General features: G+C 60.7%; 21 protein-coding genes. 16 read left to right on the top strand and 5 right to left on the bottom strand.

Annotation, left to right across the window (positions count from 1 at the left end):
• The first annotated feature begins 145 nt into the window (after positions 1–145).
• The 3 genes from QNJ86_RS11890 to QNJ86_RS11880 all read left to right on the top strand — a co-directional run bounded on the left by QNJ86_RS11890 (position 146) and on the right by QNJ86_RS11880 (position 3,357).
• Entirely contained in the window at positions 146–1,135 is a 990-nt protein-coding gene (locus QNJ86_RS11890) for a D-alanine--D-alanine ligase family protein (RefSeq protein ID WP_283832847.1), read from the top strand.
• A 209-nt stretch (positions 1,136–1,344) separates the two neighbouring features.
• Positions 1,345–2,619, top strand: a complete 1,275-nt coding sequence (locus QNJ86_RS11885) for a hypothetical protein (protein WP_283832846.1) — start codon at positions 1,345–1,347, stop codon at positions 2,617–2,619.
• A 57-nt stretch (positions 2,620–2,676) separates the two neighbouring features.
• On the top strand, positions 2,677–3,357 hold the full coding sequence (locus QNJ86_RS11880) for a PspA/IM30 family protein (RefSeq protein ID WP_283832845.1): 681 nt from the start codon (positions 2,677–2,679) through the stop codon (positions 3,355–3,357).
• A 147-nt stretch (positions 3,358–3,504) separates the two neighbouring features.
• Here the strand turns inward: QNJ86_RS11880 and QNJ86_RS11875 are convergent, their stop codons facing one another.
• Entirely contained in the window at positions 3,505–3,789 is a 285-nt protein-coding gene (locus QNJ86_RS11875) for a type II toxin-antitoxin system RelE/ParE family toxin (protein WP_283832844.1), read from the bottom strand.
• Positions 3,782–4,051 carry a type II toxin-antitoxin system Phd/YefM family antitoxin gene (locus QNJ86_RS11870; RefSeq protein WP_283832843.1) on the bottom strand — a complete coding sequence of 90 codons (270 nt, stop codon included), beginning with the start codon at positions 4,049–4,051 and terminating at the stop codon, positions 3,782–3,784. The genes QNJ86_RS11875 and QNJ86_RS11870 overlap by 8 nt, the downstream gene beginning before the upstream one ends.
• A 776-nt stretch (positions 4,052–4,827) precedes the next feature.
• Here QNJ86_RS11870 and QNJ86_RS11865 point away from each other — a divergent pair.
• A complete protein-coding gene (locus QNJ86_RS11865; protein ID WP_283832842.1) occupies positions 4,828–7,779 on the top strand; it encodes a leucine-rich repeat protein in 2,952 nt (983 codons plus the stop codon).
• A 423-nt stretch (positions 7,780–8,202) separates the two neighbouring features.
• Positions 8,203–9,627 carry an InlB B-repeat-containing protein gene (locus tag QNJ86_RS11860; protein WP_283832841.1) on the top strand — a complete coding sequence of 475 codons (1,425 nt, stop codon included), beginning with the start codon at positions 8,203–8,205 and terminating at the stop codon, positions 9,625–9,627.
• A 745-nt stretch (positions 9,628–10,372) separates the two neighbouring features.
• Here QNJ86_RS11860 and QNJ86_RS11855 read toward each other — a convergent pair.
• On the bottom strand, positions 10,373–10,855 hold the full coding sequence (locus QNJ86_RS11855) for a hypothetical protein (protein ID WP_283832840.1): 483 nt from the start codon (positions 10,853–10,855) through the stop codon (positions 10,373–10,375).
• Between the two features lie 128 nt (positions 10,856–10,983).
• On the opposite strand from QNJ86_RS11855, the gene QNJ86_RS11850 reads away from it, so the two are divergent.
• The 9 genes from QNJ86_RS11850 to clpB all read left to right on the top strand — a co-directional run bounded on the left by QNJ86_RS11850 (position 10,984) and on the right by clpB (position 20,415).
• Positions 10,984–11,238, top strand: a complete 255-nt coding sequence (locus QNJ86_RS11850; protein ID WP_283832839.1) for a dynein gamma chain protein — start codon at positions 10,984–10,986, stop codon at positions 11,236–11,238.
• Positions 11,239–11,247: 9 nt separating this feature from the next.
• Positions 11,248–11,670 (top strand): nickel-responsive transcriptional regulator NikR, encoded by a 423-nt coding sequence (gene nikR / locus QNJ86_RS11845; protein WP_283832838.1) that lies wholly within the window; start codon positions 11,248–11,250, stop codon positions 11,668–11,670.
• A gap of 96 nt (positions 11,671–11,766) precedes the next feature.
• Positions 11,767–12,789: a hydrogenase expression/formation protein HypE gene (gene hypE / locus QNJ86_RS11840; protein ID WP_283832837.1), complete on the top strand. Its 1,023-nt coding sequence runs from the start codon at positions 11,767–11,769 to the stop codon at positions 12,787–12,789.
• Between the two features lie 197 nt (positions 12,790–12,986).
• Positions 12,987–13,175 carry an ATP-binding protein gene (locus tag QNJ86_RS11835; protein ID WP_283832836.1) on the top strand — a complete coding sequence of 63 codons (189 nt, stop codon included), beginning with the start codon at positions 12,987–12,989 and terminating at the stop codon, positions 13,173–13,175.
• 452 nt (positions 13,176–13,627) lie between these two features.
• Positions 13,628–15,538 carry a molecular chaperone DnaK gene (dnaK, locus tag QNJ86_RS11830; RefSeq protein ID WP_283832835.1) on the top strand — a complete coding sequence of 637 codons (1,911 nt, stop codon included), beginning with the start codon at positions 13,628–13,630 and terminating at the stop codon, positions 15,536–15,538.
• A gap of 3 nt (positions 15,539–15,541) precedes the next feature.
• Entirely contained in the window at positions 15,542–16,291 is a 750-nt protein-coding gene (locus tag QNJ86_RS11825) for a nucleotide exchange factor GrpE (RefSeq protein ID WP_283832834.1), read from the top strand.
• Positions 16,292–16,360: 69 nt separating this feature from the next.
• Positions 16,361–17,314: a DnaJ C-terminal domain-containing protein gene (locus QNJ86_RS11820; protein WP_283832833.1), complete on the top strand. Its 954-nt coding sequence runs from the start codon at positions 16,361–16,363 to the stop codon at positions 17,312–17,314.
• A complete protein-coding gene (locus QNJ86_RS11815; RefSeq protein WP_283832832.1) occupies positions 17,314–17,715 on the top strand; it encodes a heat shock protein transcriptional repressor HspR in 402 nt (133 codons plus the stop codon). Before QNJ86_RS11820 ends, QNJ86_RS11815 begins: the two co-directional genes overlap by 1 nt.
• Before the next feature lie 45 nt (positions 17,716–17,760).
• Positions 17,761–20,415: an ATP-dependent chaperone ClpB gene (gene clpB, locus QNJ86_RS11810; RefSeq protein WP_283832831.1), complete on the top strand. Its 2,655-nt coding sequence runs from the start codon at positions 17,761–17,763 to the stop codon at positions 20,413–20,415.
• Between the two features lie 95 nt (positions 20,416–20,510).
• On the opposite strand, the gene QNJ86_RS11805 is transcribed toward clpB, so the two are convergent.
• Together QNJ86_RS11805 and QNJ86_RS11800 are read right to left on the bottom strand one after the other, a co-directional pair.
• Positions 20,511–21,464 carry an aminopeptidase gene (locus QNJ86_RS11805; protein WP_283832830.1) on the bottom strand — a complete coding sequence of 318 codons (954 nt, stop codon included), beginning with the start codon at positions 21,462–21,464 and terminating at the stop codon, positions 20,511–20,513.
• Between the two features lie 45 nt (positions 21,465–21,509).
• The gene (locus QNJ86_RS11800; RefSeq protein ID WP_283832829.1) at positions 21,510–22,490 is read right to left on the bottom strand and encodes a DUF1177 domain-containing protein; all 981 of its coding nucleotides are present in this window, start codon (positions 22,488–22,490) and stop codon (positions 21,510–21,512) included.
• A 129-nt stretch (positions 22,491–22,619) separates the two neighbouring features.
• On the opposite strand from QNJ86_RS11800, the gene QNJ86_RS11795 reads away from it, so the two are divergent.
• Together QNJ86_RS11795 and QNJ86_RS11790 are read left to right on the top strand one after the other, a co-directional pair.
• Positions 22,620–23,735, top strand: coding sequence for an S-methyl thiohydantoin desulfurase family protein (locus QNJ86_RS11795; protein WP_283832828.1), 1,116 nt, complete (start codon positions 22,620–22,622; stop codon positions 23,733–23,735).
• Positions 23,735–25,321 (top strand): hydantoinase/oxoprolinase family protein, encoded by a 1,587-nt coding sequence (locus tag QNJ86_RS11790; RefSeq protein WP_283832827.1) that lies wholly within the window; start codon positions 23,735–23,737, stop codon positions 25,319–25,321. Before QNJ86_RS11795 ends, QNJ86_RS11790 begins: the two co-directional genes overlap by 1 nt.
• Position 25,322: the final 1 nt, after the last annotated feature.

The raw sequence follows: 25,322 nt of genomic DNA, 5'->3' as shown, positions 1-25,322 counted from the left end.
CAACCTCCGCTTCACCCGGCGGAGCGAATGAAGTAAGCAACCTCCGCTGTCATCCTGAGCGGAGCGAACGGAGTGAGCGTAGTCGAAGGATCCCGTGTGGCGTCAGCCAAACGCGCCGCCGGATGAGCAGGTTGGAAGGAACACTATGGGCCTCAAAGTTGCAGTGTTGATGGGCGGCGCGTCGTTCGAGCGCGAGTTTTCCCTGGCCAGCGGCAAGAACGTGTGCGCGGCGCTGGAAGAGGCCGGCCACAAAGTGGTGCCGCTGGACACCACGAGCGACCTCGTTCCCACGCTGCGCAGCGAGCGCCCGGACGTGTGCTACAGCGCCCTGCACGGCAAGCACGGCGAGGACGGCACCATCCAAAGCCTGTTGGAATTCGTGGGCATTCCCTTCATCGGCTCACCGTCGAGCGTGTGCCAGCGCGCGTGGAACAAAGACTCCATGCACTCCGAGATGGCCGCCTACCGCGCCATCACCGGCGAGGCTCCCATCGCATCCTGGCCCCAGGGCCTCTACATTGCGCGCGACGCGTTCAAGGACATGGGCGCGGCCACGGCGCTTGACCTGGTGGAAGAGCGCGTGATTGGTGGCTACCCCGTGGCGGTGAAGCCCGCGCACGGCGGGTCGGCCATGGGCGTGCACCGCGTGGATAGCATCGACCAGCTGGGCGAAGCCATCCTTGACGCGCTGTCGTTCGACGACGCGGTGGTCATTGAGCAGTGGATCGACGGCGTGGAAATGGCTGTGTCTGTGCTGGGCACCGGCTGGGACGCTTACGCGCTGCCGCCCGTGGAAATTGTGCCGAAGTCGGGCCTCTACGACACCGAGGCACGCATAACCCCTGGTGCCGTGGAATATTTCGCGCCCGTGCGCAACGCCTCGCTCGCGCCCGAAGAGGGCGACGCGCAGGCTATCCGCGCCGAGATCGAGCGCGCCGCGCTTGAGGTGTACCGCGCCTACAACGTGCGTGACCTCGCCCGCATCGACCTCATTTGGGACGGCGCGCAGGCGCGCGTGTTCGAGGTGAACGTGTCGCCCGGCATGACGGAAAACTCCCTGTTCCCCGCCGCGTGCAAGGCCGCTGGCCTGTCGCTGTCCGGCGTGTTGAACGAACTGGTGAGCCAGTACGCGTAGGCGCCGCCGCTCCGCCCCCTTATATGCCACCCCCATGTTACATCGTTTGTTGAGGCCCCCTGACGGCGGGGGTTGCTCTTGCTACACTCTTTTCACGAGCGCGAGGTGAACGCGGGAAAAGGCAAGGGCGCAGGGGAATTCTTGAGCGATGTCAGACCTTATGTCCGCGCTGGGCACGTTGACGCGAAGCGGCGCGAGGGGAGAAGGTCATGGGTAGATCTGGCGGCTCGGGAGGAAGTTCAGGCGGACGCAGTGGCGGCGGATTCTCCGGCGGCGGACGGTCGTCGGGTGGGTTCTCCGGTGGCTCGCGCGGTTCGGGCGGTCGCTCGGGCGGCGGACGCATGAGCGGGTCCGGCGGGTTTGGCTCAGGCTCCGGGTTTGGCGGCTTCGGCAGCGGTTCGGGCGGGGGCGGGTTCAACATCGGTCCCCTCATTCCGTTCCTCATCGGCCGCAGCAGTCGCCGCGACGAGCCGCGCTACGAGCGTCCGTATGGCGCAGGCGACGCGTACGGCAACCCGTATGCCCACACCACGCAGCAAAATTCCTACCAGCAGCCCTTCGCTTCGCAGCAACCCGGCACCTCCCAACCCGGCGGCGCGCCAACGCAGGCAACGCCGTCCACCCAGCCCAACACCACCCCAGCATCAGCCGCCACCAAAAGCGGTTGCGGCTGGCGCACCATCGCCCTGATTATCGCTGCCATTCTCATTGTTGCGGGCCTGGTCACCTTCCTGTTCTCCGGCTTCGGCGAGCAGTCGGTGGAACGCACGGCCCTGCCCGCGTCCGCCACCACCGAAACCGCTTACTACACCGACGCGGACGGCGGCTGGATTCACGCGCCCGGCAAGCTGGAGGACGGCATGCGGTCGTTCTACCACCAGACGGGTGTGCAGCCCTACCTCTATATTCTGCCGAACGGCACCACCTCGTCCACACAGGTGCTGCAACAGCAGGCCGAGTCGTTCTACGACCAGCTGTTCAAGGGCGAGGGACACTTCCTGTTGGTGTTCTGCGACGACGGCTACGGCGGGTTCAACTGCGGATACGCCGTGGGCACGCAGGCGGCCGCTGTCATGGACGCGCAGGCCATAGGCGTGCTGGGCGACAAGCTGGATGCGTATTACAACAACTACTCGCTGTCCGAGGAAGAGATTTTCTCGCACGCGTTTGCCGATACGGCCACCACCATCATGGCGAAAGACGCGGGCGGTCCAAGCGGCCTTCTGCTGCTGGGCGCTGGCGTGGTCATTCTGGTTGTGTGCGTGGTGGCGAACCTCGTGCAGAAGAAGCTCGAAGAAGACGAGCGCAGGCACCGCAAGCAGGAAGAACTGCTGTCGCGCCCGCTGGAAAAATTCGGCGACAAAGAGGTGGAAGAACTTGCCCGCAAGTACGAGGCTGCGGCTGCGGAAGGGTCAGCGGTGAAAGCTTCCGCAAAGGAAACAGCCGCTGACACGCCCAGCGCCTCGCCGCCGAGTGTCACCTAATCGGGACTACCCCCGCGCCTGCGGGGCACCAATAACCACTGCTACAAAGGAGCCACCATGGGAATGCTCGACCGATTCACCGACATCATCAAGGCAAACATCAACGAACTGCTGGATAAGTGCGAAGACCCCGCGAAGATGATCGACCAGTATCTGCGCGACCTCACCGAGGATTTGGCCGAGGTCAAGGAAGAGACGGCCGGCGTCATGGCCGAGGAAACGCGTACGAAGCGCCTGGTGGATGACAATGCCGCCGAAATTGCCAAGTATGAAGGCCTGGCCCGCACCGCGCTGGCCGCCGGCAACGAAGACGACGCGCGCACGTTCTTGGCCAAGAAGCAGCAGTTGGAAGCCAAGGCAGTCAGCCTGCAAGAGTCGTACGCCGCCGCGAGCGAGAACGCGGCCAAGATGCGCCAGATGTACGACAAACTGGTGAGCGATATTGAGGAACTGAATGGTCGCCGCGAGGCCGTGAAGGCCAAGGTTGCCGTGGCGAAAACGCAGGCCAAGGTGAACGAGTTCGCGTCCGCCGCCGACAAAGCCGCCGGTGCCATGAGCGCGTTTGACCGCATGGAGGCCAAGGCCGACGGCATGCTCGACCGCGCCAACGCTGCCGCCGAACTCGACGCCAAGCCCGTGGACACCGCTGCCGCCCTAGAAGCCAAATACGCCTCTACTGGCACCACCGCCGCCGTAGACGAAGAACTAGCCAAACTAAAATCCGAGATGGGCCTGTAAGAACCTCAAGCGGCAGCGCCCCGCCAAGAGTGCGGTGCGCCGCCGCATCCCGCCTGAAAAAAACTGACGCGCTTACGCGCTATCTATTACGCCAAAAGATAATATGCTTTCCTATCATTATGACGAGGGCAAGAACACCGAGAGGCACTACTTGAACAAGTCGTCATGAGACCCTGTTCGTACGAAAGTTGCTGTTGTCTCGGTGAGTTTATACACGAGCAACCAATCGCTCTTACGCCCATCTACGTGCAACTCTAGGTAACCTTGCCAACCGCCTTTTAGCGCGTGATTGTTATACGAGTCAGGTATGGGGCATTCATCGGATCGAACAACGGCAAACATCGCTTCATCGAGTTTTGCAGTGTCCCAGTGCTTTTTGATGCAACGTTTTTTGTCTCGTACAAACGAAGGTGTGAAATCTGGCTTAAGCATCTTCGCATGCCTTGTTCAGGGCGTTCATCATGTCCTCAAACGTGTCGTAGGGGTGATGGTTAGGATCAGAAGCCATTTCCTCGGCTTCTGCCATCGCGCGCAATGTGGCAGCATTTGGCACATCATGTGCTGCAGGGCTGATCACAACCCATGGCTTGGAATTGCGAAAAACGGTAACAGGCTGTCCCGTAAGGTTAACTTCGTTTGCTATTTTCGAGAAATGGTTACGCGCATCCCGCACGCTTGCTGTCATAGTGGTCATATTGAACTCCTTTCAATAAAGCGAGTATAACACCAAAAGCGACACAAAAAGCGCCACAATTGTAGCGTCACACTGCGATCAAAAATTATCGACCAGCGTCACTAAGGCACGCGTCAACACCAGTATCGTTGGCTGAACGCAATGCCTTTCATTCAGTTGGTCCGCGTCATAAGGCGAGGGTAGGCGGGGATGCTTTGGCTTACTAGGTAGCGCGTAAGCGCGTCACATATTGCAGAAAAGCTGGCGCAAGGGTGTCACATTATATGGAGAAAGTGTGAAGACATGTACCCTTAGGTTACATAGGTTTCTGTATAGTGAGGGATATGTTCTACCTGCGGTTATAAGTACTTGGTTGCATGTGGTTTTACTCGAAATCGGCAGATGAGCCCTCTCTTCACAAACTCGCCTTGCGTGCTACCATGCCGAGCATATCCCGCACTTGCGGGGTACGTGCATCGGGAAATGCACTCAGCTTTTGAGTAAAGGGACAATGGAAATGAACAATCGTCGAGCATTAAGGCTTGGCAAAGTAGCGTGTGCAGCAACTCTTACACTCACACTTGCCACAAGCCCACTTACTGCCTTCGCAGACACTGCAGAATCTGAAAATCTCCGGGGGGGGGGGGCTTTCTGAGCCTCTAGCCGTCCAAGGCGAAACTCCAGGAACTACCACAAGTACTGAATCTCTTGCGACTACGGTCGCCCTTCTTGAATCTCAAACAACCGGATCACTCCCACTCGTACAAGGAACTCCCAAAGCAACTCTCGGAACCTTTGTGTCCGAAGGCCTTGTTTTCGAAGTTAACGAAGATGGCACCACCGTCGCTCTTGTTGGCATCCATGCCACCGATCTCAAAACCATCTCCGTCCCCACCCAGGTAGCTAGCGGTTCTGACACCTATGCTGTCACGACCCTCAAAAACCTCGCGGGGGGGGGGGGGGCATTCACTGAGTATTCTGTAGAATCACTCTCCCTACCTGAAACAATTCAAACAATCGACGACGAGGCGCTCAAAGGAGTCTCGTCGCTCAAGCACGTCCAAGTAAGCCCCCGAAACGAGGGCTTTTCGTCGTTTGACGACATGATCTTTACCAAAGACTACTCGAAACTCCTGCTCATTCCCGAGGGCAAGGAGGGCGCTGCTTCTCTCCCCGACCAGTCCACCCTTGTCTCTGCCACTGCATTTTCCCGGTGCAGTGTGCTTTCTCAAATCCTGGTCGGGGACAGCGCCATGTTTACTTCCTATGACGGAGCACTCTACTCCAAGGACATGAAGACCCTGGTAGCTTGTCCTGCGGGCATCGGAGCCTCCATCGTGATTCCTGCTGAAACAGAATCCATCGACAAGGATGCCCTCTCAGGTTGCAAAGACCTCGCATCCATCACCGCACTAGGCAACATTCAAAAGATCGACCCCACTGCCTTCTCCGACGAAACAAAAGCAACAGCGGTGGTAGCCCTCCCCGCAGGCCAAGACTACGAGATTCGCAAGGCAACCTGGGAGAACGCAGGCTTCAAGAACTTTGCCGAACCCGCAAAGCCGGGCGCAACCACAAACCCAAACACCAACGAAGCCTCCGGCCTCACCTACACCCTGCTCGACGACTACACCCTCGCAGTCTCCTGGCAAGGCAAAGACGACCCCGAGGCCAACCTCGAAATCCCATCGTCTGCCGAGATTAATGGCGTTCCCTACCGTGTAAGCACCATAGCCGAGAACGCCTTCGCAAACCGCGGCTCTCTCACTAGCGTAAAGCTTCCGACGACCATCACCACTATCAACAATGGAGCCTTCGCTGGCTGCGCCAACCTTTCAACCATCGAGTTCCCCAACACCCTGCGCACCATCGGCGAGCGCGTCTTCGAAGCCACCTCCCTCAAGGACATCTGGCTCCCCGCCAGCATCAACTCCATCGGCTCTCGAGCCTTTGCCTCCTGCTCAACTCTCGAACGCGTAGTAGCCCTCGGCACTCCCGAAGTCGCTACCGACGCTCTCGCAGGTTGCACTAACGTTTCGATCTACTTCCCCTCTGGCTCCGAAAACTCCTGGAACCCCGGCCTTCCCTCCGACAACAACCACCTCATGCCTTACGGTGTGTCTCTTGCCGAAGAACCCCTCACCATCGAAGCAGGCCAGGAGGCCAATCTCCTAGAAGGCGGCAACCTCCAAGTTCCCGAGCCTGTTGAAGCCTCCTACTCCTACGCTGCCGCACCCTTATCAGTAGATGCAGGCCAAGTAAGTGCCAAAAAAGCAGGTACCTCTGATGTCACCGCGGTGCTCACTTTGGATGACGTAGAACTCACTCGCGCCAGCAGGACAGTCGAAGTCTCTCCGAATCCCAACGCCGGATCCGACATCGCTCTCACGAGCATCAATTCGTCCTTGCCTGCCGCCTATCTCGCCGAAGCGCGTAACACCCAAATCAGCGTCACCGCTCCTACGCAAGTATTCCTCGGAGATGGAAACGGCTACGACGTAGCAACAAAGCCAGAGTGTGCCACAGGTACTGTTTTCTTCAAAAACAACTCTACGGGTCAGTCTGTGCAGCTTGCCAGTGTTAGCTGTACATCAAGCGTTGGCGTGGACAACCACATTCAAACACTCGATAGCTCAAGAAAGCTCAATACTCAAAATCTCTTTAGCCTCTACCCACAAGGCAACGAAGGTGCGGCTGTGAACTTCGGTTATTTAGATAAAGTAAATAATACAGCCGTACCCACCGACAAAGCAGCCTTCGGCATTGCAGCTGGCTATTCAACTCCCTATACCTTCCGCTTGAATCTGACAAACGATACTACTCTCGCAAATGCCGAAGTAAAGGAAACGGCTGCAGGTGCTGGTACCGAGCCAGTTACCGTCTCACTGGCAACTGTCAAGTGCACGTTTGAGGCACTTACGTTTACAGGGACTGGCGACAAAGGCGATGCTTTTTACTTGGAAGACGCTTCAACAAAGACAGTCTATTCTCTTGCCGATGTCAAAGCGCATGTCCAAGATATCTCTAGGAAGGGTCAAAGTTCCCCCTACTACAGCATGTACGCGGCTTATGCCACTGATGACACCAAGTACGAATGCAAGTCCACGTGGACGAGCGGAACCTATGACCTGTGCATCATCGGCGTCCTCCATGATGACAAGGCATCAGGTGGCAAAGCGGGCCTTACCTTCCAGTTCAAGAACCTGCTGAGCGGAACCTACCAGATGAACATTGCGCCGGATATCAGTACTGGTGGCTGGGGCCAAAGCCAACTTCGCGCAAGAATGAATCCCGCCTCCCTTCCGAATCAGGATAATGTTATTGCAAACAGTAACAGTAGCTCCGACGACGACGCGATTTGGAACCAAGTCCCCGCCGATCTGCAAAACTCTATCGAGGTTGTCAAGAAGAAGTACCAGCCTGCCTATAACGGCAGCATCTCTACTATCACTACCTCCAATGACAAACTCTTCATCGCAAGTTGGCCCGAGTTAATTTCGGGCAGTAAATGGGGTAGCACCCATTGGTCAACTCAAGAGGGTACGCAATACGCTTACTGGAATGGCAAGGTGACTAATAACACTGGTACTGGTGATGATGCTAGCCTTATAAAAAGTACCTCTTGGTGGGAGCGTTCTGTGTATCCGAACTTCTCCGAGGACTTCCTTATGGTGGACGCGATCGGCTACCCCAGCGGCGACGGCAACGCGAGCGGCTCGCGGGGTGTTTGCCCCTGCTTCTGCCTCTAATCTCGTATCCAGAATCTGCCGGAGCTGTGTCCCCGGCAGGGGTTGCGACGGGGGAGGGCTTGAAGGTTGCAAGTTTTTTGTTTCCCGTAGGGCAAGGGCTCTGCCCTTGCCGCTCGACAACAACAAACCTGACAAGTTGCCCGTGGTTGACGGCAAGGGTAGAACCCTTGCCCTACGGGGGGCAAGTGAGAGGTGGCTTGCAGCGAGTTTTAATAAATACGCAGTACAACCTTTTGCGACAAGCCCCACGTGGGTTGATTATCGGAAGGAATACCAATAAGCATGTCAAGCAGGAACAACATATCACATACTGCGCGGTTCACTCGACGGGTTGCTGCGTGTGCTCTCGCTTGTGCGCTGGTTCTGACAGCCCTGGTGTCTGTGCCTGCACTTGCGGAGGAGCCCAACGTCGGAACCACGCTCATGGGTTTGCACGTATGGAACTCGTCCAAGAATCAGTCATCAGGCACTGATGGTCAGCCGGATTCTGTCAGAGTGGGCCTTCGTGTAACTAACTCCAACAGCACCGAACCTGTCAAGGTTCGAGTGACCTTCCAGGGTAATCAAGGCAAATGGGAACAGGCTGATAGCTACGGGGTTGATGTTGCACTCTTCGAACAAACATTACCCCCTCCCACCAAACCCGAAAGGGTGGGCTATGAACTCGATGGTTGGTCCACCACTCCCAACGGTGCTGCAGTTAGCCTGCCGACGTCAACCGTCGAGGCCGCTACCTATTATGCCCGCTGGAAACTTAATACCTTCACTATTAAATACTCCCTAGGTGGTGGCACAAAACCTGGCTCAAACCCTGAAACCTATGACGTGACCCAGCTTCCCAAAGAGCTTGCTAACGCAGCCCCTCCAGCGAACTATAAGTTCGATGGCTGGACGTGTGCCGAGCTGAGTATCACCACCCCCACGCCAAACTATACTATTCCTGCAAACACCGCTAAAGATCTCACCTTCGTGGCCCACTATAGTCGCAGTGCCTACACGGTTACCTTCGACTCTAACGAAGGCTCTGCGGTTAGTTCGCAGCTAGTGGTTCCCAATGGCAACGTCACCAAACCCTCTGATCCCACAAGAGCAGGTTACGCCTTCGGTGGCTGGTACACGGATACTTCTTGCACGACGCCCTACAACTTCAACACGTCTGTGACCACTGATTTCACGCTTTACGCTAAGTGGAACCCTGCCTACACCATTGTCTTTAACAGCAACGATGGTACGGGCTCAATGCAACCAATGTCTATGGTACGTGGTGAAGCTAAAGCGCTTACTGTAAATAGCTTTACTCGTACAGGTTATAAATTCACTAGCTGGAACACCGAATCTGACGGTACAGGTACGACTTACACTAATCAGCAAAGTGTTGACCTGACTGTTAATCCTGGAACTACGGTCACTCTTTATGCTCAGTGGGACTTGGTTATCTCCTGTGAGTTCCCCACGGCAGGTGTGCTGGAGATAGATGCCTCTGGCAAGGTGACCGATGTAACAACAGGAGGCACTAACACCTTCCGCTCAGGTACGGTGGTTCCCTTGACGATTACTGAGGTTGAAAGCACCAAGCTTGGAGGAGCTGACTCTCTTTTTGCTAATGCAGATACCAGTGGAGCAAAGGTGGTGCTTACGCCTCCCACAGGTCAGGGTTCTGTGGTTGAAGTGCCAGTGGCAACCACCAAGACTTCTGCCAACTTCACTATTCCTGCTAAGGAGGGGAATACCGAAGGGCAGCTTGCCTTAAAGTTTGGCCTCTCGTTGCCTTCGGGGATGAGCCTTACTTACCTTCCTGACCAGTACCGCAGCATTGTTCAGTTGAGTTATGCGGTGAGTGTCGCTTAACACCCAACGACATCCTCGGTGAGGACCACCCGCCTCGCCACCACCCACAGGCGCGCCTTCCCATCCCCGGCGCGCCTGCGTGGTTTGGTGGTTGTAGTATTCCGTCGCGCGAAAAAGAGTGACGCGCTTCGCGCTGGCCAATAGGCCACAAGATGGCCGCCCTCCCTACCATTATGACGAGGGCTTGTTCATGTACCATAAATCTAACTAAAAAGGTAATCTACGTAGGGGCGCTTCACGAAGCGCCCTCTCCGCCGAAGGCGGAGCATACAACCATGACCTGAGTTTTCGCGCTCCGCGCGAACGGATGCTCTGGAGAGCATCCCTACGGGGGCTGACGTACCTGGTTGTTATTGATGGGTGAAATGGTTGCTCTGACCTGCGTTTTCGCGCTTTGCGCGAAAGGGCGCTTCGTGAAACGCCCCTACGGTCAACCTGTCTATTGGTCATGCTTTCTGGTTATTCAGCCCGCGTCATTATGTGTGGGGTGCGGGATGCTTCTGGCGTAATCAGTAGCGCGTAAACGCGTCACTCTAGTAAAGCAGCGTAGGCTGGGGGGGGGGGGGTTGGGAGGGTTCTTGGCGCTTCTGAACACTGTCTTCTTCGCGCCCGAAGGGCGCATGCTAAAGCATGAAGGAGCGCAGCGCACGAAAATGCTCTTCCGCGCGTTGCGCGAAAGAGCATTTGAGCAGCGGAGCGGCGCGCCAAGAACTCTCCCAAACCCCCCAGCCGGACAGGTTGATACTTACGATGAGGCCCCAAACTTCGGCAACTTCTTCAGCAAAGCCCACGCCGCCTGTTTACTCTTCGCGTCCTCCAACATCGCAGCGAAGGACGCAAACGCCACCGCGGGCCGCCCGAAGAGGTGCGCCGCCGCGTCCAGCGCTACCTCCTGGCGATACGCAACAGCCAACGCCGCCGCACTTTCGCCATCTGTCGCAATAACAACCAGCGGGTCCAGGCCTTCCACCAGCAAGAACAGCGCTTGGCCATCGAGTGCCGCACCTTCGCCATCCTCACCGCGTAGCACCGCATACGTGCAACCCGGGCGCCCGTACCCCAGCGCCGCCGCAGAGCTTTCCAAAGCTCCCCGCGCCGCATCATCCAGCGGGCGAGCGCTCACCACGCACACGCATCCGGAGGCCGCGCCGCTCAGGTAGGGCGCGAACAATTCCCACGTTTCCGCGAGCGTCACCTCGTACATGTTACCATTTGCGGATTTTTTCACACTGTCCCTTGCAGTCGCTCGGCGTTCCTCGTATAACGGCATAATAGCAAGAACCAACGACGGCGGCGAGCGCGCGAGAGCAAACCTTCAAAGCGCCGCGCGCCGCGAAAACGAAGCGGAGGAACATCATGTGCACCAACGGAGTGAACACCGGCCAGTTAGAGCAGATGATTGAGCAGATAGACGACCACGTGAAGCTGGAGCGCCGCTGGGCGCACACGCTGGGGCACACGGCGGGCGACGCCGGTTTCGCCACCGTGTCCGAGAAGCTGCATGCGGCCCAGGCCCTGCTCGACGACGTGCGCGCGCTGCTCGGCGAGGCGAAGGACGCCCTCGAAGACGACGCCGAGACGGCAAGCAACGTCACCGTCAACCTCGTGTAAGCGGCGCCTATGAGCAACGACCTCATGCGATTCTCGGTGGCTATGCCCGAGGATCTGCTCGTGCGGTTCGACCGGCTGGTCGCGCGCCGCGGCTTGGCGAAAAACCGCAGCGAAGTGGTGCGCGACCTCGTGCGCGACGCGCTGGTGGAAGAAGAGTGCGCCACGCCCGGCGCGGAAGTGATGGGCACGCTCACCATCGTGTTCGACCACCACGCCAGCGACCTGCAGGAGAAGCTGCACACCATCCAGCACGAGTATTTTGAATACATCGTGTCGTCGCTGCACGTGCACCTCGACCAGCACAATTGCCTCGAGGTTATCGTGCTGCGCGGCGAAACCGGCCTCGTGCAAGACATAGCGAACCTGATCCTGGGCACAAAAGGCGTCAAGAACGGCCGCCTGGTTGTGACCACCACGGGACAATATATATAGTAGGTTGATTCTGCCTCGCAGGTTGTGCAGGTTGGCCATGGCTGACGGCAAGGGCAGAGCCCTTGCCCTACGGCGGAGGTAGAGAAAGGGAATTCGATGGACACCACGGTTATGTTGGGGCACGGCAGTGGCGGGACGATGATGAAACGCATCATTGACGAGGTGTTTTTCGCTGCCTATGCGGGCGAAGAGTTGCTGCGCGGCGACGACGCGGCGGTGCTGCCGGCGCCGGCTCCGGGTGAGCGGCTGGCCTTCTCCACCGACAGCTTTGTGGTGACGCCGCACTTCTTCCCGGGCGGCGACATCGGCCGGCTCGCCGTGTGCGGCACGGTGAACGACGTGGCCACTAGCGGTGCCACCCCTCGCTACCTCAGCGTGGGCTTCGTGCTGGAAGAGGGCTACCCGCTGGATGACCTCAAGCGCATCTGCGCGTCCATGGCGGAATGCGCGCGCGAGGCCGGGGTTGCGCTGGTCACGGGCGACACCAAGGTGGTGAACCGCGGCCACGGCGACGGCGTGTACATCAACACGTCGGGCGTGGGCACGTTGGCACCAGGCGTGAACCTGGGCGGCGCGCAGTGCCAGCCCGGCGACAAAGTGCTGGTCACAGGCACGCTGGGCGATCATGGCATCACCATCATGAGCTGCCGCGAGGGCCTCAGCTTCTCGGCCGATCTGGAAAGCGACGCTGCGCCCCTCAACCACCTCATTGCCGAGGTGCTGGCGGCCGCACCTCACACACGCTGCTTCCGCGACCCCACGCGCGGCGGCCTGGCTTCCACGCTGAACGAGCTGGCGGCTCAGTCGAACACCGACATCACGGTGGAGGAAGACGCCGTTCCCGTGAAGCCCGCCGTGCAGGGCGCGTGCGACATGCTGGGCTACGACGTGCTACAAGTGGCGAACGAAGGCAAGATGGTGTGCGTGGTACCCGCCGAGGAAGCCGACGCGGCGCTGGCCGCCATGCGCGCGAACCGCTACGGCGCCGACGCGGCGCTCATCGGCGAGGTGTCCGCCGCCCAGCCCGAGCGCGGTCCGAAAGTATTTCTGCGCACGGCGTTCGGCGGCACGCGCATCCTTGACATGCTTGTGGGCGAGCAACTTCCGCGCATCTGCTAACCGGTGCCGCGCGCAAGGCGCACGGAGTCACAATCGCGTAACAGCCTCCTTCGCATCCGTGAGCGAATTTCGGCCGCACCTCAAAAAAACGCCGATTTTTGTTGCATTTGCAGGGAAGCATGGTATCTTGCGCTCAGTAAGTTTTTGGGGAAACAGCCCCTGTGCCCACAGGGCTTTTTGACGAGAAGGAGAGTGCCATGTCTCACCCGGTTATTGAAGCCGATGATTGCATCGGCTGCGGAATTTGCGTTGACGCGTGCCCGCAAGAGGTTCTTGAGGTTGTTGGCGGCGTCGCCGAAGTTGTGAACGAGGATTCCTGCATTGCCTGCGGCGACTGCGTAGAAGAGTGCCCGATGGGCGCCATCTCGGAGGTTGTTGAAGACTAACCACCGCCCGCGAACCTCGTTCGCGCGACATACCTAGTAATAGTGTAGTAGGTTGCATCCCCCGTTGCCGTCCGGCAGCGGGGGATGTTTTGTATGGGGGCGTTCCCCTTCACAGCGCACACACAAGCGCAGGTCTCAAACTTCGTGAGGGAAACGGGGGCGTACGGGCCGCGTAACGCTCGCTTTCTGCGCCTTCTTCAGCATCGCCTTCTGCGTATAGTGGGCAATGTTACAAAACATCAACAACACTCAGTAACAAAACTTGACAACCAAAGACTTAGATTATATAGTGCAAAAAGTCGAAAGAAGATTGAGCGGCACAACACTTAACCGCCGCCCGGTTCTCTCACGGCGAACGGGTGCGCCTTCAAGCGCGCCTCTTTTGCAAGAAAACCGAGCGCGCGAGCGCAGCGAACCAAACAAGGTAATAACTCCGAAAGAGAGGAACGATAATGGGCAAGATTCTGGGCATTGACTTGGGCACCACGAACTCCGCTATGGCCGTCATGGAGGGTTCCGAGCCCGAAATTCTCGTAAACGCCGAAGGCGACCGCACCACGCCTTCCGTCGAGGGCTTCCGCAAGGACGGCGAGCGCGTCGTCGGTAAGGCAGCAAAGAACCAGGCCGTTACCAACCCCGAGAACACCGTTTCGTCCGTCAAGCGCTTCATCGGCCGCTCCTTTGACGAGACGCCGGAAGAGCGCAAGACGGTGAGCTACAAAGTGCAGAAGGGCAAGGACGGCCGCGCGGTGGTTGACATCGACGGCAAGGACTACACGCCCGAGGAAATTTCCGCCATGGTGCTGCAGAAGCTGAAGAACGACGCCGAGAAGCAGCTCGGTGGCCCGGTGACGCAGGCTGTCATCACGGTGCCCGCGTACTTCAACGACGCACAGCGTCAGGCCACGAAGGACGCCGGCAAGATTGCAGGCCTCGAAGTGCTGCGTATCATCAACGAGCCTACGGCGGCCGCGCTTGCCTACGGCCTTGACAAGACCAACAAGGACCAGAAGATTCTCGTGTTCGACCTGGGCGGCGGCACGTTCGACGTGTCCATCCTGGAGCTGGGCGACGGAGTGTTTGAGGTTGCGGCCACCGCAGGCGACAACCACCTGGGCGGCGACGACTGGGATCAGCGCATCATCGACTGGCTGGCCGACAAGTTCCAGGCCGACAACGGCATTGACCTGCGCCAGGACAAGATGGCCCTGCAGCGTTTGAAGGAAGCCGCCGAGAAGGCGAAGATGGAGCTGTCTTCCACCACGCAGGCTAACATCAACCTGCCGTTCATCACGGCCGACGCCTCCGGCCCGAAGCACTTGGACTACACGCTGACGCGTGCCGAGTTCGAGCGCATCACGAAGGACCTGCTGGATCGCGTGCGCAAGCCTGTTGAACAGGCACTCAAGGACGCGGGCCTCAAGACCGGCGACATCGACGAGGTCATCCTCGTGGGCGGCTCCACCCGTATGCCCGCCGTGCAGGACATCGTGAAGAAGCTCACCGGTAAAGACCCGAACATGTCCGTGAACCCCGACGAGGTTGTGGCCATGGGCGCAGCGGTTCAGGGCGGCGTGCTGTCCGGCGATGTTGAGGGTATCCTGCTTCTGGACGTGACCCCGCTGTCGCTTGGCGTGGAAACCATGGGCGGCGTCATGACCAAGATGATCGACCGCAACACCACCATCCCCACGCGCAAGACGGAAATCTACTCTACCGCGTCGGACAACCAGACGTCGGTTGAGGTGCACGTGCTGCAAGGCGAGCGCCAGATGGCTGCCGACAACAAGACGCTCGGCAAGTTCCAGCTCACCGGCATTCCGGCCGCGCGTCGTGGCGTGCCGCAAATTGAGGTCACGTTCGACATTGATGCCAACGGCATTGTGAACGTGTCGGCGAAGGACCTGGGCACGGGTAAGCAGCAGCAGATCACCATTTCTGGCTCCACTGCGCTGAACGACGACGAGGTCGAGCGCATGGTGCGCGATGCCGAGCAGCACGCTGAGGAAGACCGCAAGCGCAAGGAAGAGGTTGAGGTTCGCAACAACGCCGACGCGCTGGTGAACGCTACCGAGCAGACGCTGCAGGAGCTGGGCGACAAGGCTCCGGCCGACGTGAAGTCGCAGGCTGAAAGCGCCATCACCGAGGCTCGCAGCGCACTTGAGGGTAGCGACATCGAGGCCATCAAGAGCGCAACCGAGAAGCTGCAGCAGGCGGGCTACAAGCTGGCCGAGGTTGTGTACTCCACCGAGGGCGCGGCTGCTGGTGCAGGCGCAGCGGCTGCCGAAACGGTGCCGGCCGACGACACCATTGAGGCCGACTACGAGGTCGTCGACGAGAACGACAGCAAGGAAGGGAAGTAAAACATGTCCCAGCCGAGCAACCCCTCGTCGGAGCGCGCGGCGCAAAACGAGGGCAAGAACATCCCGATTGAAGACGCGCGCGAGACGGCCGGCGCAGCTCGGCCCACCGCGAATGACGCTTCGGGCGCCGGCTCCGCCCCCTCCGAGCCCGGCGCCCCGGCCTCCGGCGCTACCGGCGCAGGCAGCGATGCCGACCGCATTGTTGCCGAAGCCGAGGCGGCGCTGGAAGGCGAGCCGGTTGACGCTCCCGCCGACAGCGAGCAGGTGGCCCAGGCGAAGGCCCAGGCGGCCGAGTGGCAGGACAAGTACCTGCGCCTGCACGCTGAGTGGGACACCTACCGTCGCCGCACGGCCGAGCAGCGCGAAGCCGAGAAGGCGCGCGCGACCGAGAAGTTGGTGGAAAGCCTGATTCCGGTCATCGACGACTTCGAGCGCACCATCGACTATGCAACGAAGAACGGCGAGCAGGGACTGTTGGACGGCGTGAGCGCCGTACGCACCAAGTTCGTCGATGTGCTGACGAAGGGAGGCGTGCAGGTTATCGACCCGAAGGGCGAGGCCTTCGACGCCCTGGAGTCGCAGGCGGTGGCCACGGTGGAAGACGCCAGTGTGCCGGACGAAACGGTGGCCGAGGTGTACCAGAAGGGTTACAAAATGGGAACGAAAGTTCTCAGGCCTGCCATGGTCACGGTGACCACAGGAGGTCCAAAACGCGAGAAAACGCCCGATGAGGAAGACGGCGGCAAGAAATAACGGCAATCGGAAGCGGGCGCGTTCAAGGCCCGCTTCTGTTTCATTCAACAAGATAAGGAGGTGGAGCGCATGGCGGCGACTCCGGACTACTACCAAACGCTGGGCGTTCCACGCACGGCCACGGCCGACGAGATAAAGAAGGCGTACCGTAAGCTGGCCCGCAAGCACCACCCCGATACGGGCGGTGACGAGGCGAAGTTCAAGGAGATCAACGAAGCATACGAGGTGCTCTCCGACGACAAGAAGCGCAACCTCTACGACCAGTACGGCACGGCGAACGAGAATCATATCCCGCGCGGCTGGGGCGGCGGCAACGTGAACGTCGACGACATCTTCGGCGGTGGCGGTGCGGGCGGCTTCGGTAGCTGGGCCGACATTCTGGAAAGCATCCGTCACGGCGAAGGCGCCTTCGGCACCGACTGGGACTTCGGCGATTTCTCCGGCTTCGGTGGCGGGGCGCGCCAGCCCCGACCCCGCAAGGGCCAGGACATGAACGTGACGCTGAACGTGACGTTCGACGAGGCCTTCAAGGGTGCCGAGAAGCTGGTGACCGTGCGTATTCCCGGTAAGTCCGAGAAGGAAACGCTCACGGTGAAAATTCCGGCCGGCGCGGTTGATGGCGGGCGTCTGCGCTTCAAAGGCAAGGGCGGCCTCGGCGAAAACGGTGGCGAAGCGGGTGATTTGCTGATCACCACCAAGATTGAAGACCACCCGTACTTCACCCGTAAGGGCGCCGACGTGGAAGTGGACGTGCCGGTTACCGTGGCCGAGGCGGCACTGGGCGCAAGCGTAGTGGTGCCCGCGCCCGACGGCACGAAGGTGCGCGTGCGTGTGCCCGCGGGAACTCAGGACGAAACCGTCCTCAACGTGAAGGGCAAGGGCGCGCCGCGCGTGAAAGGCGAAGGCACGGGCGACCTGAAAGTGAAGATTGACGTGCAGGTACCAAAGCAGATGAACGAAGGCCAGAAGAAGGCGATGGAAGACTTCCTGGCCGCAACGACCGATGACGTGAGGAGCTGGTGATGGCCGACCGCAACGACCGAAACGACCGCAACCGCCCGCTCTACATGATTAGTGTGGCGGCGCAGCTGGCGGGGGTTCACCCGCAGACGCTGCGCACGTACGAGCAAAAGGGCCTGGTCACCCCCCAGCGCACGAGTGGTAATACGCGCATGTACTCGCAGGCCGACATCGAGCGCTTGGAACTGATTAACGAGCTAACGAGCGAGGGCATTAACCTGGCAGGCGTCATTCGCATCCTCGATTTGCAGGGCCGCTTGGACGAGCGCGACTCCGAGCTAGACGACCTGCACAAACGGGTGCGCCGCCTGGCCGATCGCGTGCACGAACTGGAGACCCGCGAGAGCGTGAACGCGCTCGTGCGCATCTCCGACATGCCGACGGCCCTGCGCCGCCTGCCGTAGCCGCTGTGCTTTCGCCCCTCGACGAAAGCGAAGGAGGAACCGTTTATGAACATGGGCAATTTGAACAAACTGGCCCTCACCGCCCAAGAGGCGCTACAACAAACTATCGTGATTGCCTCCGAAAATGAGGCATCGCAAGCCGAGCCTATTCACATGCTGAAGGCCCTGCTTGAATCGAAGGAAAACAACCTGTCGGCCATTATCAAGCGCATCGGTGCCGAGCCGTTCCAGCTGCTTGCGAACACCGACGCGGAAATTGAGCGCATGCCGAAGGTGAGCAGCAGCGGCATGATGATGGCCGGCGCGCCCGGACCTGCGCTGATGAACCTCATCGACAACGCCGTAAAGATTGCCGAAAAGCTGGGCGACAGCTACGCCACAAGCGAGCATTTGCTTATTGCGCTGTCCGAGGACAAGGGCGCGGCGGGCAAGATTCTTACCGTGGCTGGCGTTACGCGCAAGACTATTGAAGCTGCCTACGACGAGTTGCGCGGCGATACGCGCGTGACCGATCCGCAGAACAAGGTGCAGTTTGAGGCGCTGGAGCAGTACGGCCAGAACCTCACGCAGCAGGCCCGCGAGGGCAAGCTGGACCCGGTCATCGGCCGCGCCGAGGAAATTCGCCGCACCATCCAGGTGCTGAGTCGCCGCACGAAGAACAACCCCGTGCTCATTGGTGAGCCGGGCACCGGCAAGACCGCTATCGTGGAGGGGCTGGCCCAGCGCATTGTAGCCGGCGACGTGCCTTCGTCGCTGAAGGATCGCGACATTGTGGCGCTTGACCTGGCCTCCATGGTGGCCGGCGCAAAGTACCGCGGCGAATTCGAGGACCGCTTGAAAGCCGTGCTGCGCGAGGTGAAGCAGAGCGAGGGACAGATCATCCTGTTCATCGACGAGCTGCATACCATCGTAGGCGCGGGTTCCACGGGCGACAGTTCCATGGATGCGGGCAACATGCTGAAGCCGGCGTTGGCGCGCGGCGAGCTGCATGCCATTGGTGCCACCACGCTGGATGAGTACCGCAAGTACATAGAGAAAGACGCTGCGCTGGAGCGCCGCTTCCAGCCGGTGCTGGTCACGGAGCCGTCGGTGGAGGACACCATCGCCATTCTGCGTGGCCTCAAGGAAAAGTACGAGATTCACCACGGCGTGCGCATCACCGATGCCGCCATCGTGGCCGCGGCCGAGCTTTCGAACCGCTACATTTCCGACCGTTTCCTTCCCGATAAGGCCATCGACCTCATGGACGAGGCCGCCAGCCGCCTGCGCATTGAGATTGACTCCATGCCCGAGGAAGTGGACGCGGCCGAGCGCAAACTCACGCAAATGCAGATTGAGGAACAGGCGCTCATGAAGGAGAGCGACGAGGCGTCCCAGGAGCGCTTGGAGATGCTGCGTCGCGATATTGCCGCTGCTCAGGAAGACCTCGACCGCCGCAAGGCCGAGTGGCAAAACGAGAAGGATGTCATCGAGAACGTGCAGAACCTCAAGAGCGAACTTGAGGGTGCCCAGCTGGAAGAGGAACGCGCCACGCGCGAGGGCGACCTGTCAAAGGCCTCCGAAATTCGCTACGCGCGCATTCCTGAACTGCAGCGCCGCCTGCATGAGGCTGAGGAAACGCTCAACGTGAAGCAGCAGGACGGCGCCATCCTGAAAGAGGAAGTGTCGGCCGATGAGATTGCCGAGGTCGTGTCCACGTGGACCGGCATCCCCGTGCAGAAGATGATGCAGGGCGAAATGGCGAAGCTGGTGGACTTGGAGGACAAGCTGCATGAGCGCGTGGTGGGCCAAGACGAGGCCGTGTCGGCCGTGGCTGGCGCTATACGCCGCAACCGCGCGGGGCTGTCCGACCCCGACCGCCCCATCGGGTCGTTCTTGTTCCTGGGCCCCACGGGTGTAGGCAAGACCGAGCTGGCGAAGGCGCTGGCCGAGTACCTGTTCGACAGTGAGAAGGCCATGGTGCGCATCGACATGTCCGAGTACATGGAGAAGTTTTCGGTGCAGCGCCTGATTGGCGCGCCTCCGGGGTATGTGGGTTACGACGAGGGTGGCCAGCTGACCGAGGCCGTGCGCCGCAAGCCGTACTCGGTGATTCTGTTGGACGAGATTGAGAAGGCGCACCCGGATGTGTTCAACATCCTGCTGCAAGTGCTGGACGACGGTCGTTTGACCGATGGCCAGGGCCGCGTGGTGTCGTTCAAGAACGCCATCATAATTATGACGTCGAACGTGGGCTCGCAGTTCATCCGCGAGTTCGCCGAGCACGGCGACGAGAAGGCCATGAAGCAGGCTATCGACGGTGCGCTGCGTGCGACGTTTAGACCCGAGTTCATCAACCGTATTGACGACGTGGTGGTATTCAACGCGCTGAACATGACGAACATCGAGCCCATTGTGGACTTGCAGTTGGAAGAGGTCCGCGACCGCCTGGCCGACCGCCGCATTACGCTGGATGTGACGCCGGCCGCGATGGAGCACCTGTCCATTGACGGCTACGACCCCATCTTCGGCGCGCGTCCACTGAAGCGCCTGATCCAGAAGGAGATTGTGGACCGGATTGCCCAGAAGGTCGTAGAAGGCCAACTGCGCGACCGCAGCCACGTATTAATCGACCTCGACGCCGACGGCAACTACACCTGCAAAGTGGAAGAGCCGCTGGACTTCGACAGCCTGACGTTGGATGCGGAGCCGATAGCGTAAGGTGGAGTGGAACTAGTGTGTGACGTGGGAGCCCTGGCGACGGGGCTCCCATTCTTTACCTGCGAAGTGTGACGCGCTTGGGCGCTGCTGTCGCTTTAGACGAACGTGCCTTCCTTGATGACGAGTTCGTTGTCTAAGTAGAGGGTGGGGTGGAGGATGATGCCGTCGAGGTGGCAGGCGGCTTTGGTGGTGCCGCCGAATGAGGTGTTTGTGCCGAAGGCCACGTGCACGGTGCCGTAGAGTTTTTCGTCCTCAAGGATGATGCCGCACAACTTAGCGGCCTCGTTGGTGCCGATGCCCAGCTCGGCGATGGTGCCGTTTTCCGGGCGCTCGAACAGCATCGCGAGGCGATCGGCGTAGGGGCCGTTCTCGTCGCCGCCTTCCACGCGCACGAGGCGGCCGTGCTCGATGGTTGCCACCAGCGGAGATGCCAGCGTGCCGATGCCCACCATGGAGCCGTCGATGACGACGCTGCCATTCGCGGCGTCCTCAAGGGGCGCAATATACGCTTCGCCTGAGGGGAAGTTTCCGCTGGCGCCTGGCTCGCGGTACACGCCAGGGCTTGCCACGCCGTCGCGTCCGGCGAGGGAGAGTTCCAGCACGTGACCGTCTTTCTCGATGCGCGCGGTTTGGGCGCGCGTGAGGCGTTCCGTTAACTTATGCGTGAGGCGTTCCACCTGGGCATAGTCGGCGCAGGCGGCACCTTCGCGCAGCATGTCCATGGTCACGCCGGGCATCGTTACCACGCGCGTGCCCGCAGCAGCAGCGGCGATGCGCGCGTTCGTGTGGGTGATCGACTTCGCCGTGGGACAAAGCGCCACATCAGCCGCCTTCATTGCGGCTGCCACAGCCGCCGGTGGTTCCTCGCCCGCAACGCGTCCCTCGGGCATCTGCAGTATGAGCGCGTTGTGCTCGGCAGCGCACGCGGCCTCGTAGAAGAGTTCGCCCACCTCGCGCGTGGGACTGTCGGTAACGACAAGGAGGGTTTCGCCAGGTTGCAGCGCGAGGTTGGTGGCGATGATGGAGCGAGCACGATCGTGAAGGTTCATGAGGGGGCCTTTCGTTATTCCTTTTGTCACCCGGAGCACAAAACGCTAGGCCTCAGGATCCTCCGCGGGCAAGGTTCCCATAGTTTGGAGGTGCTTCATGGAGCCGTAACGGGTGGTGAAGCGTTCGAATTCGTCGGCGTCGTAGAAGGCGCATTTCCTTTCGCCGAAGGCTTTTGCTACTTCAATCATGAACGCGCCGGCTTCCTCCACGTCACTCAGGTGCGTGGCGCCGGTGGCGCATCCGGGGACGGCGGTTTCGGTGGTGATAGCCACGCCCACCACCGGAGCATCGGTGGCGGTGCAGGGCTGCAGGATGGAGTTCAGGTGGTAGAGGCCGTTGCCGTACGGCGTGATGTCGGCCATCGACAGCGGATAGGTGCGCGCGCGGCGGCCCGTCGTAATTTCCATGAGCGACACTAAGTCCTCGCTCACGCGCAGGATGCAGCCTTCCTTCACGGTGGGCGAAATCATGAAGCCGCGCTCGTTCATGATGCGGTTGCCCTTCGTGGTGTCCACCACCAGCACGGCGTCGAGCGCCCAGGGACCGTGCGCCGCGTCGCCGCCCACTTCCTCGCGGTTGACGTCGGCTGTTGCCACCGGCGAGCCCATGAACGCCACGGGTTCGTGCGGAAACGTGGGCGCATGCGGGCACACGTGCGTCGAAACCACCACATCACCAGGCAATACGTCGCCGCGTGCACGCATCGACACCAGCTTCGCTGCGCACGCCAGCGCACACAACGCGCCGTCGCCATCCGACACAAAGCCAATGCGCTCCGGCCGCGCGCCCAAACCTCCCAAGCGTCCCAGCAGCCCGATGGTGGGCGCGTCGCCGCCGGCAGCGCTCCCGCGCGACCCGGGAATACGCACGCGCACCATGTCCGTGGAACCCTTCGGCCCTTCCAGTACATAGGTTTCCGCATCGCACGCAGGATCAATGCTTCGCAGGTACTTCACCACGCCCGCGCCGCTCGCAGCGGGCGAATCTAGCAGGTCATACAGTTCAATGAGCTGTTTGAGAATCATAGAAAGTCTCCTCACGCGCGCGAAAGACGCCGAGTTTTCGCGGTATTGCTGTCGCATTCTCTGTTCGCTTCTATGATAATACGGTTCGACGCAATTCGCAGAATCTTCGAGGAAAGGCGTGCTGTCACAATGAGAAGGATGATCGGCATCAAAGAGATTGAGGACATGGCGCTTGGCGCGACCGTTCTCGGCGCCGGCGGGGGCGGCGACCCGTACGTCGGCAAGCTCATGGCTATTGAGGCTATCAGGAAATACGGCGACGTGGAACTCATCACGCCTGATGAGGTGCCTGATGACGCCATGGTGTGCGTCTCGCAGATGATGGGCGCGCCCACTATTATGGTAGAGAAAATTTGCAGCGGCTTAGAACCCATGGCCACGTATGACGAACTGGTGAAGGAACTTGGCCAGGAACCCTATGCCATCTACGCGGTGGAAGCGGGCGGCGTGAACTCCACCATCCCGTTCATCCTGGCGGCCACGCGCCGCATTCCCGTGGTGGACTGTGACCTGATGGGCCGCGCGTTCCCCGAGCTGCAAATGACCACGCTCGGCATCAACGGCGTGAAGGGCCAGCCCGCGGTGCTCGCCGACGAGAAGGGGAACACGGTCACGGTGCGCGGCATCGACGACCGCTGGCTTGAGCGCATCGCGCGCCAGGCCACGTCGGTGATGGGCGGCTACACCATTCTGGCGTCGTACCCGTGCACGGGGCGTCAGCTCAAGGACTTCTGCATTCCTGGCACGCCGACGCTCTGCGAGGAAATTGGCCGCACGCTGCGTGAGGCGCGCGAGCAGCACACCGACCCCATTGATGCCGTGCTGGACGTGACGAACGGGTTCCGCCTGTTCCGGGGCAAGGTGCTGGATGTCGAGCGCAAGACCGACGGCATGTTCGTGCGCGGCCGCGCCGTGGTGGCCGGCCTCGACGAGGATAAGGGCAGCGAGCTGATCATCGAATTCCAGAACGAGAACCTCATTGCGCTGCGCGACGGCGAGCCGGTGACCACGGCTCCCGACCTTATTATGTCGCTTGACATGGAATCGGGCGCGCCCGTGACCACCGAGGGCCTGAAGTACGGCGCTCGCGTTGTGGTGGTGGGCATGCCGTGCGCGCCGCAGTGGCGCGAGCCGCAGGGCCTGGCCGTGGTGGGGCCGCGCGCGTTCGGCTACGACGTGGACTACATTCCGGTGGAAGAGCGCGTGGTGGCGCGCGCCGCGGCAGATGGGGAGGTGCAGGCGTAATGGCTGGTCAGGAGCAGAAGCGCATCTGGCGTCTGGGCATTGACGTGGGTGGCACGAACACCGATGCCGTGGTGATTGACGGCGACCTCAACCTGGTGGCCGCCACGAAAAGCCCCACTACTGAGGACGTGATGAGCGGCATCGAGGCCGCCATGCACGAGGTCATCGCGCAGATTGGCCCCGAGGCGGCGAAGAACATCGGGTTCGCCATGCTGGGCACTACGCACTGCACGAACGCTATCGTTGAGCGCAAGCGCCTCAACAAGGTGGCGGCGCTGCGCGTGGGAGCGCCGGCGACCACGGCCATCAGCTGCATGGCCGACTGGCCCGACGAGTTGAAGAGTGCCATGCGCGTGCGTGACTTTCTGGTGCACGGCGGCAACGAGTTCGACGGCCGCGAGATCAGCCCGCTGTCCGAGGAAGAAATTCGCGACGTGGCCCGCGTGGTGCGCGAAGAGGGCTTCGAATCCGTGGCGGTGACCAGCGTGTTCTCGCCGGTGTCCGACGCGCACGAGAAGCGTGCGGCGGCCATCCTGCATGAGGAACTAGGGGTAGACTTCCCCGTGACGCTGTCGAGTGAAATTGGCTCTCTGGGCTTCCTTGAGCGCGAAAATGCGTCCATCCTGAACGCGGCGCTCTATGATGTGGCGCGCACGACGGCCGATAGCTTCGAGGCGGCGCTCGCGTCCGAAGGCCTCACCGATATGGCTGTTTACCTGGGGCAAAACGACGGTACGCTCATGTCCGTGGACTACGCGAAGCGCAACCCCATCTTCACCATTGCCTGCGGGCCCACCAACTCCATCCGCGGCGCGTCGTTCCTTACGAAGGAGAAGGACGCCGTGGTGGTGGATATTGGCGGCACCACCACCGACGTGGGCGTACTGGCGCACGGGTTCCCGCGCGAGAGCATGGTGGCCGTGGAAATTGGCGACGTGCGCACGAACTTCCGCATGCCTGACCTGGTGTCCGTGGGTTTGGGCGGCGGCTCGCTGGTGCGCCAGCTTGAGGACGGCCGTGTGAGTGTGGGCCCCGACAGCGTGGGGTATCTCGTGACGAAGAAGGCGCTCTGCTTCGGCGGCGACACCCTGACGGCTACCGACATTGTGGTGGCGAAGGGCCTGGCCGAGGGCGTGGGCGACCCGGCGCTGGTGGCCGACCTCGATCCAGCGCTTGTGGACGCGGCATATGCCGAGATCACGCGCATCATCGAGGACGCGGTGGACGCTATGAAGACGTCGGCTGGCGACGTGACGGTTATCCTGGTGGGCGGCGGCTCCATCCTGGCGCCCGACCACCTGGAGGGCTCGAACAACGTGCTGCGCCCGGAGAACTTCGGTGTGGCGAACGCTGTGGGTTCGGCCATTGCGCAGGTGTCCGGCCAGATTGCCAAGGTGTTCTCGCTGGCGGAAACGCCGCGCGACCAGGCGCTCGCTGAGTCGAAGCAGCGCGCGTGCGACGAGGCCATCGAGGCCGGCGCCAACCCCGACACGGTGGAAGTGGTGGACGTCGAGGACATTCCCATGGCGTACCTGGGCGATGCGCTGTGCATTCGCGTGAAGGCTGTGGGAGATCTCAACCTGTAGA

Origin of the sequence: Gordonibacter faecis (genome assembly GCF_030077735.1) — a bacterium.
In the GTDB taxonomy this organism is placed as follows: Bacteria; Actinomycetota; Coriobacteriia; order Coriobacteriales; family Eggerthellaceae; genus Gordonibacter; species Gordonibacter faecis.
The sequence above is the reverse complement of the archived record's forward strand: the minus strand, read 5'-3'. Positions and strand labels throughout refer to the sequence as shown.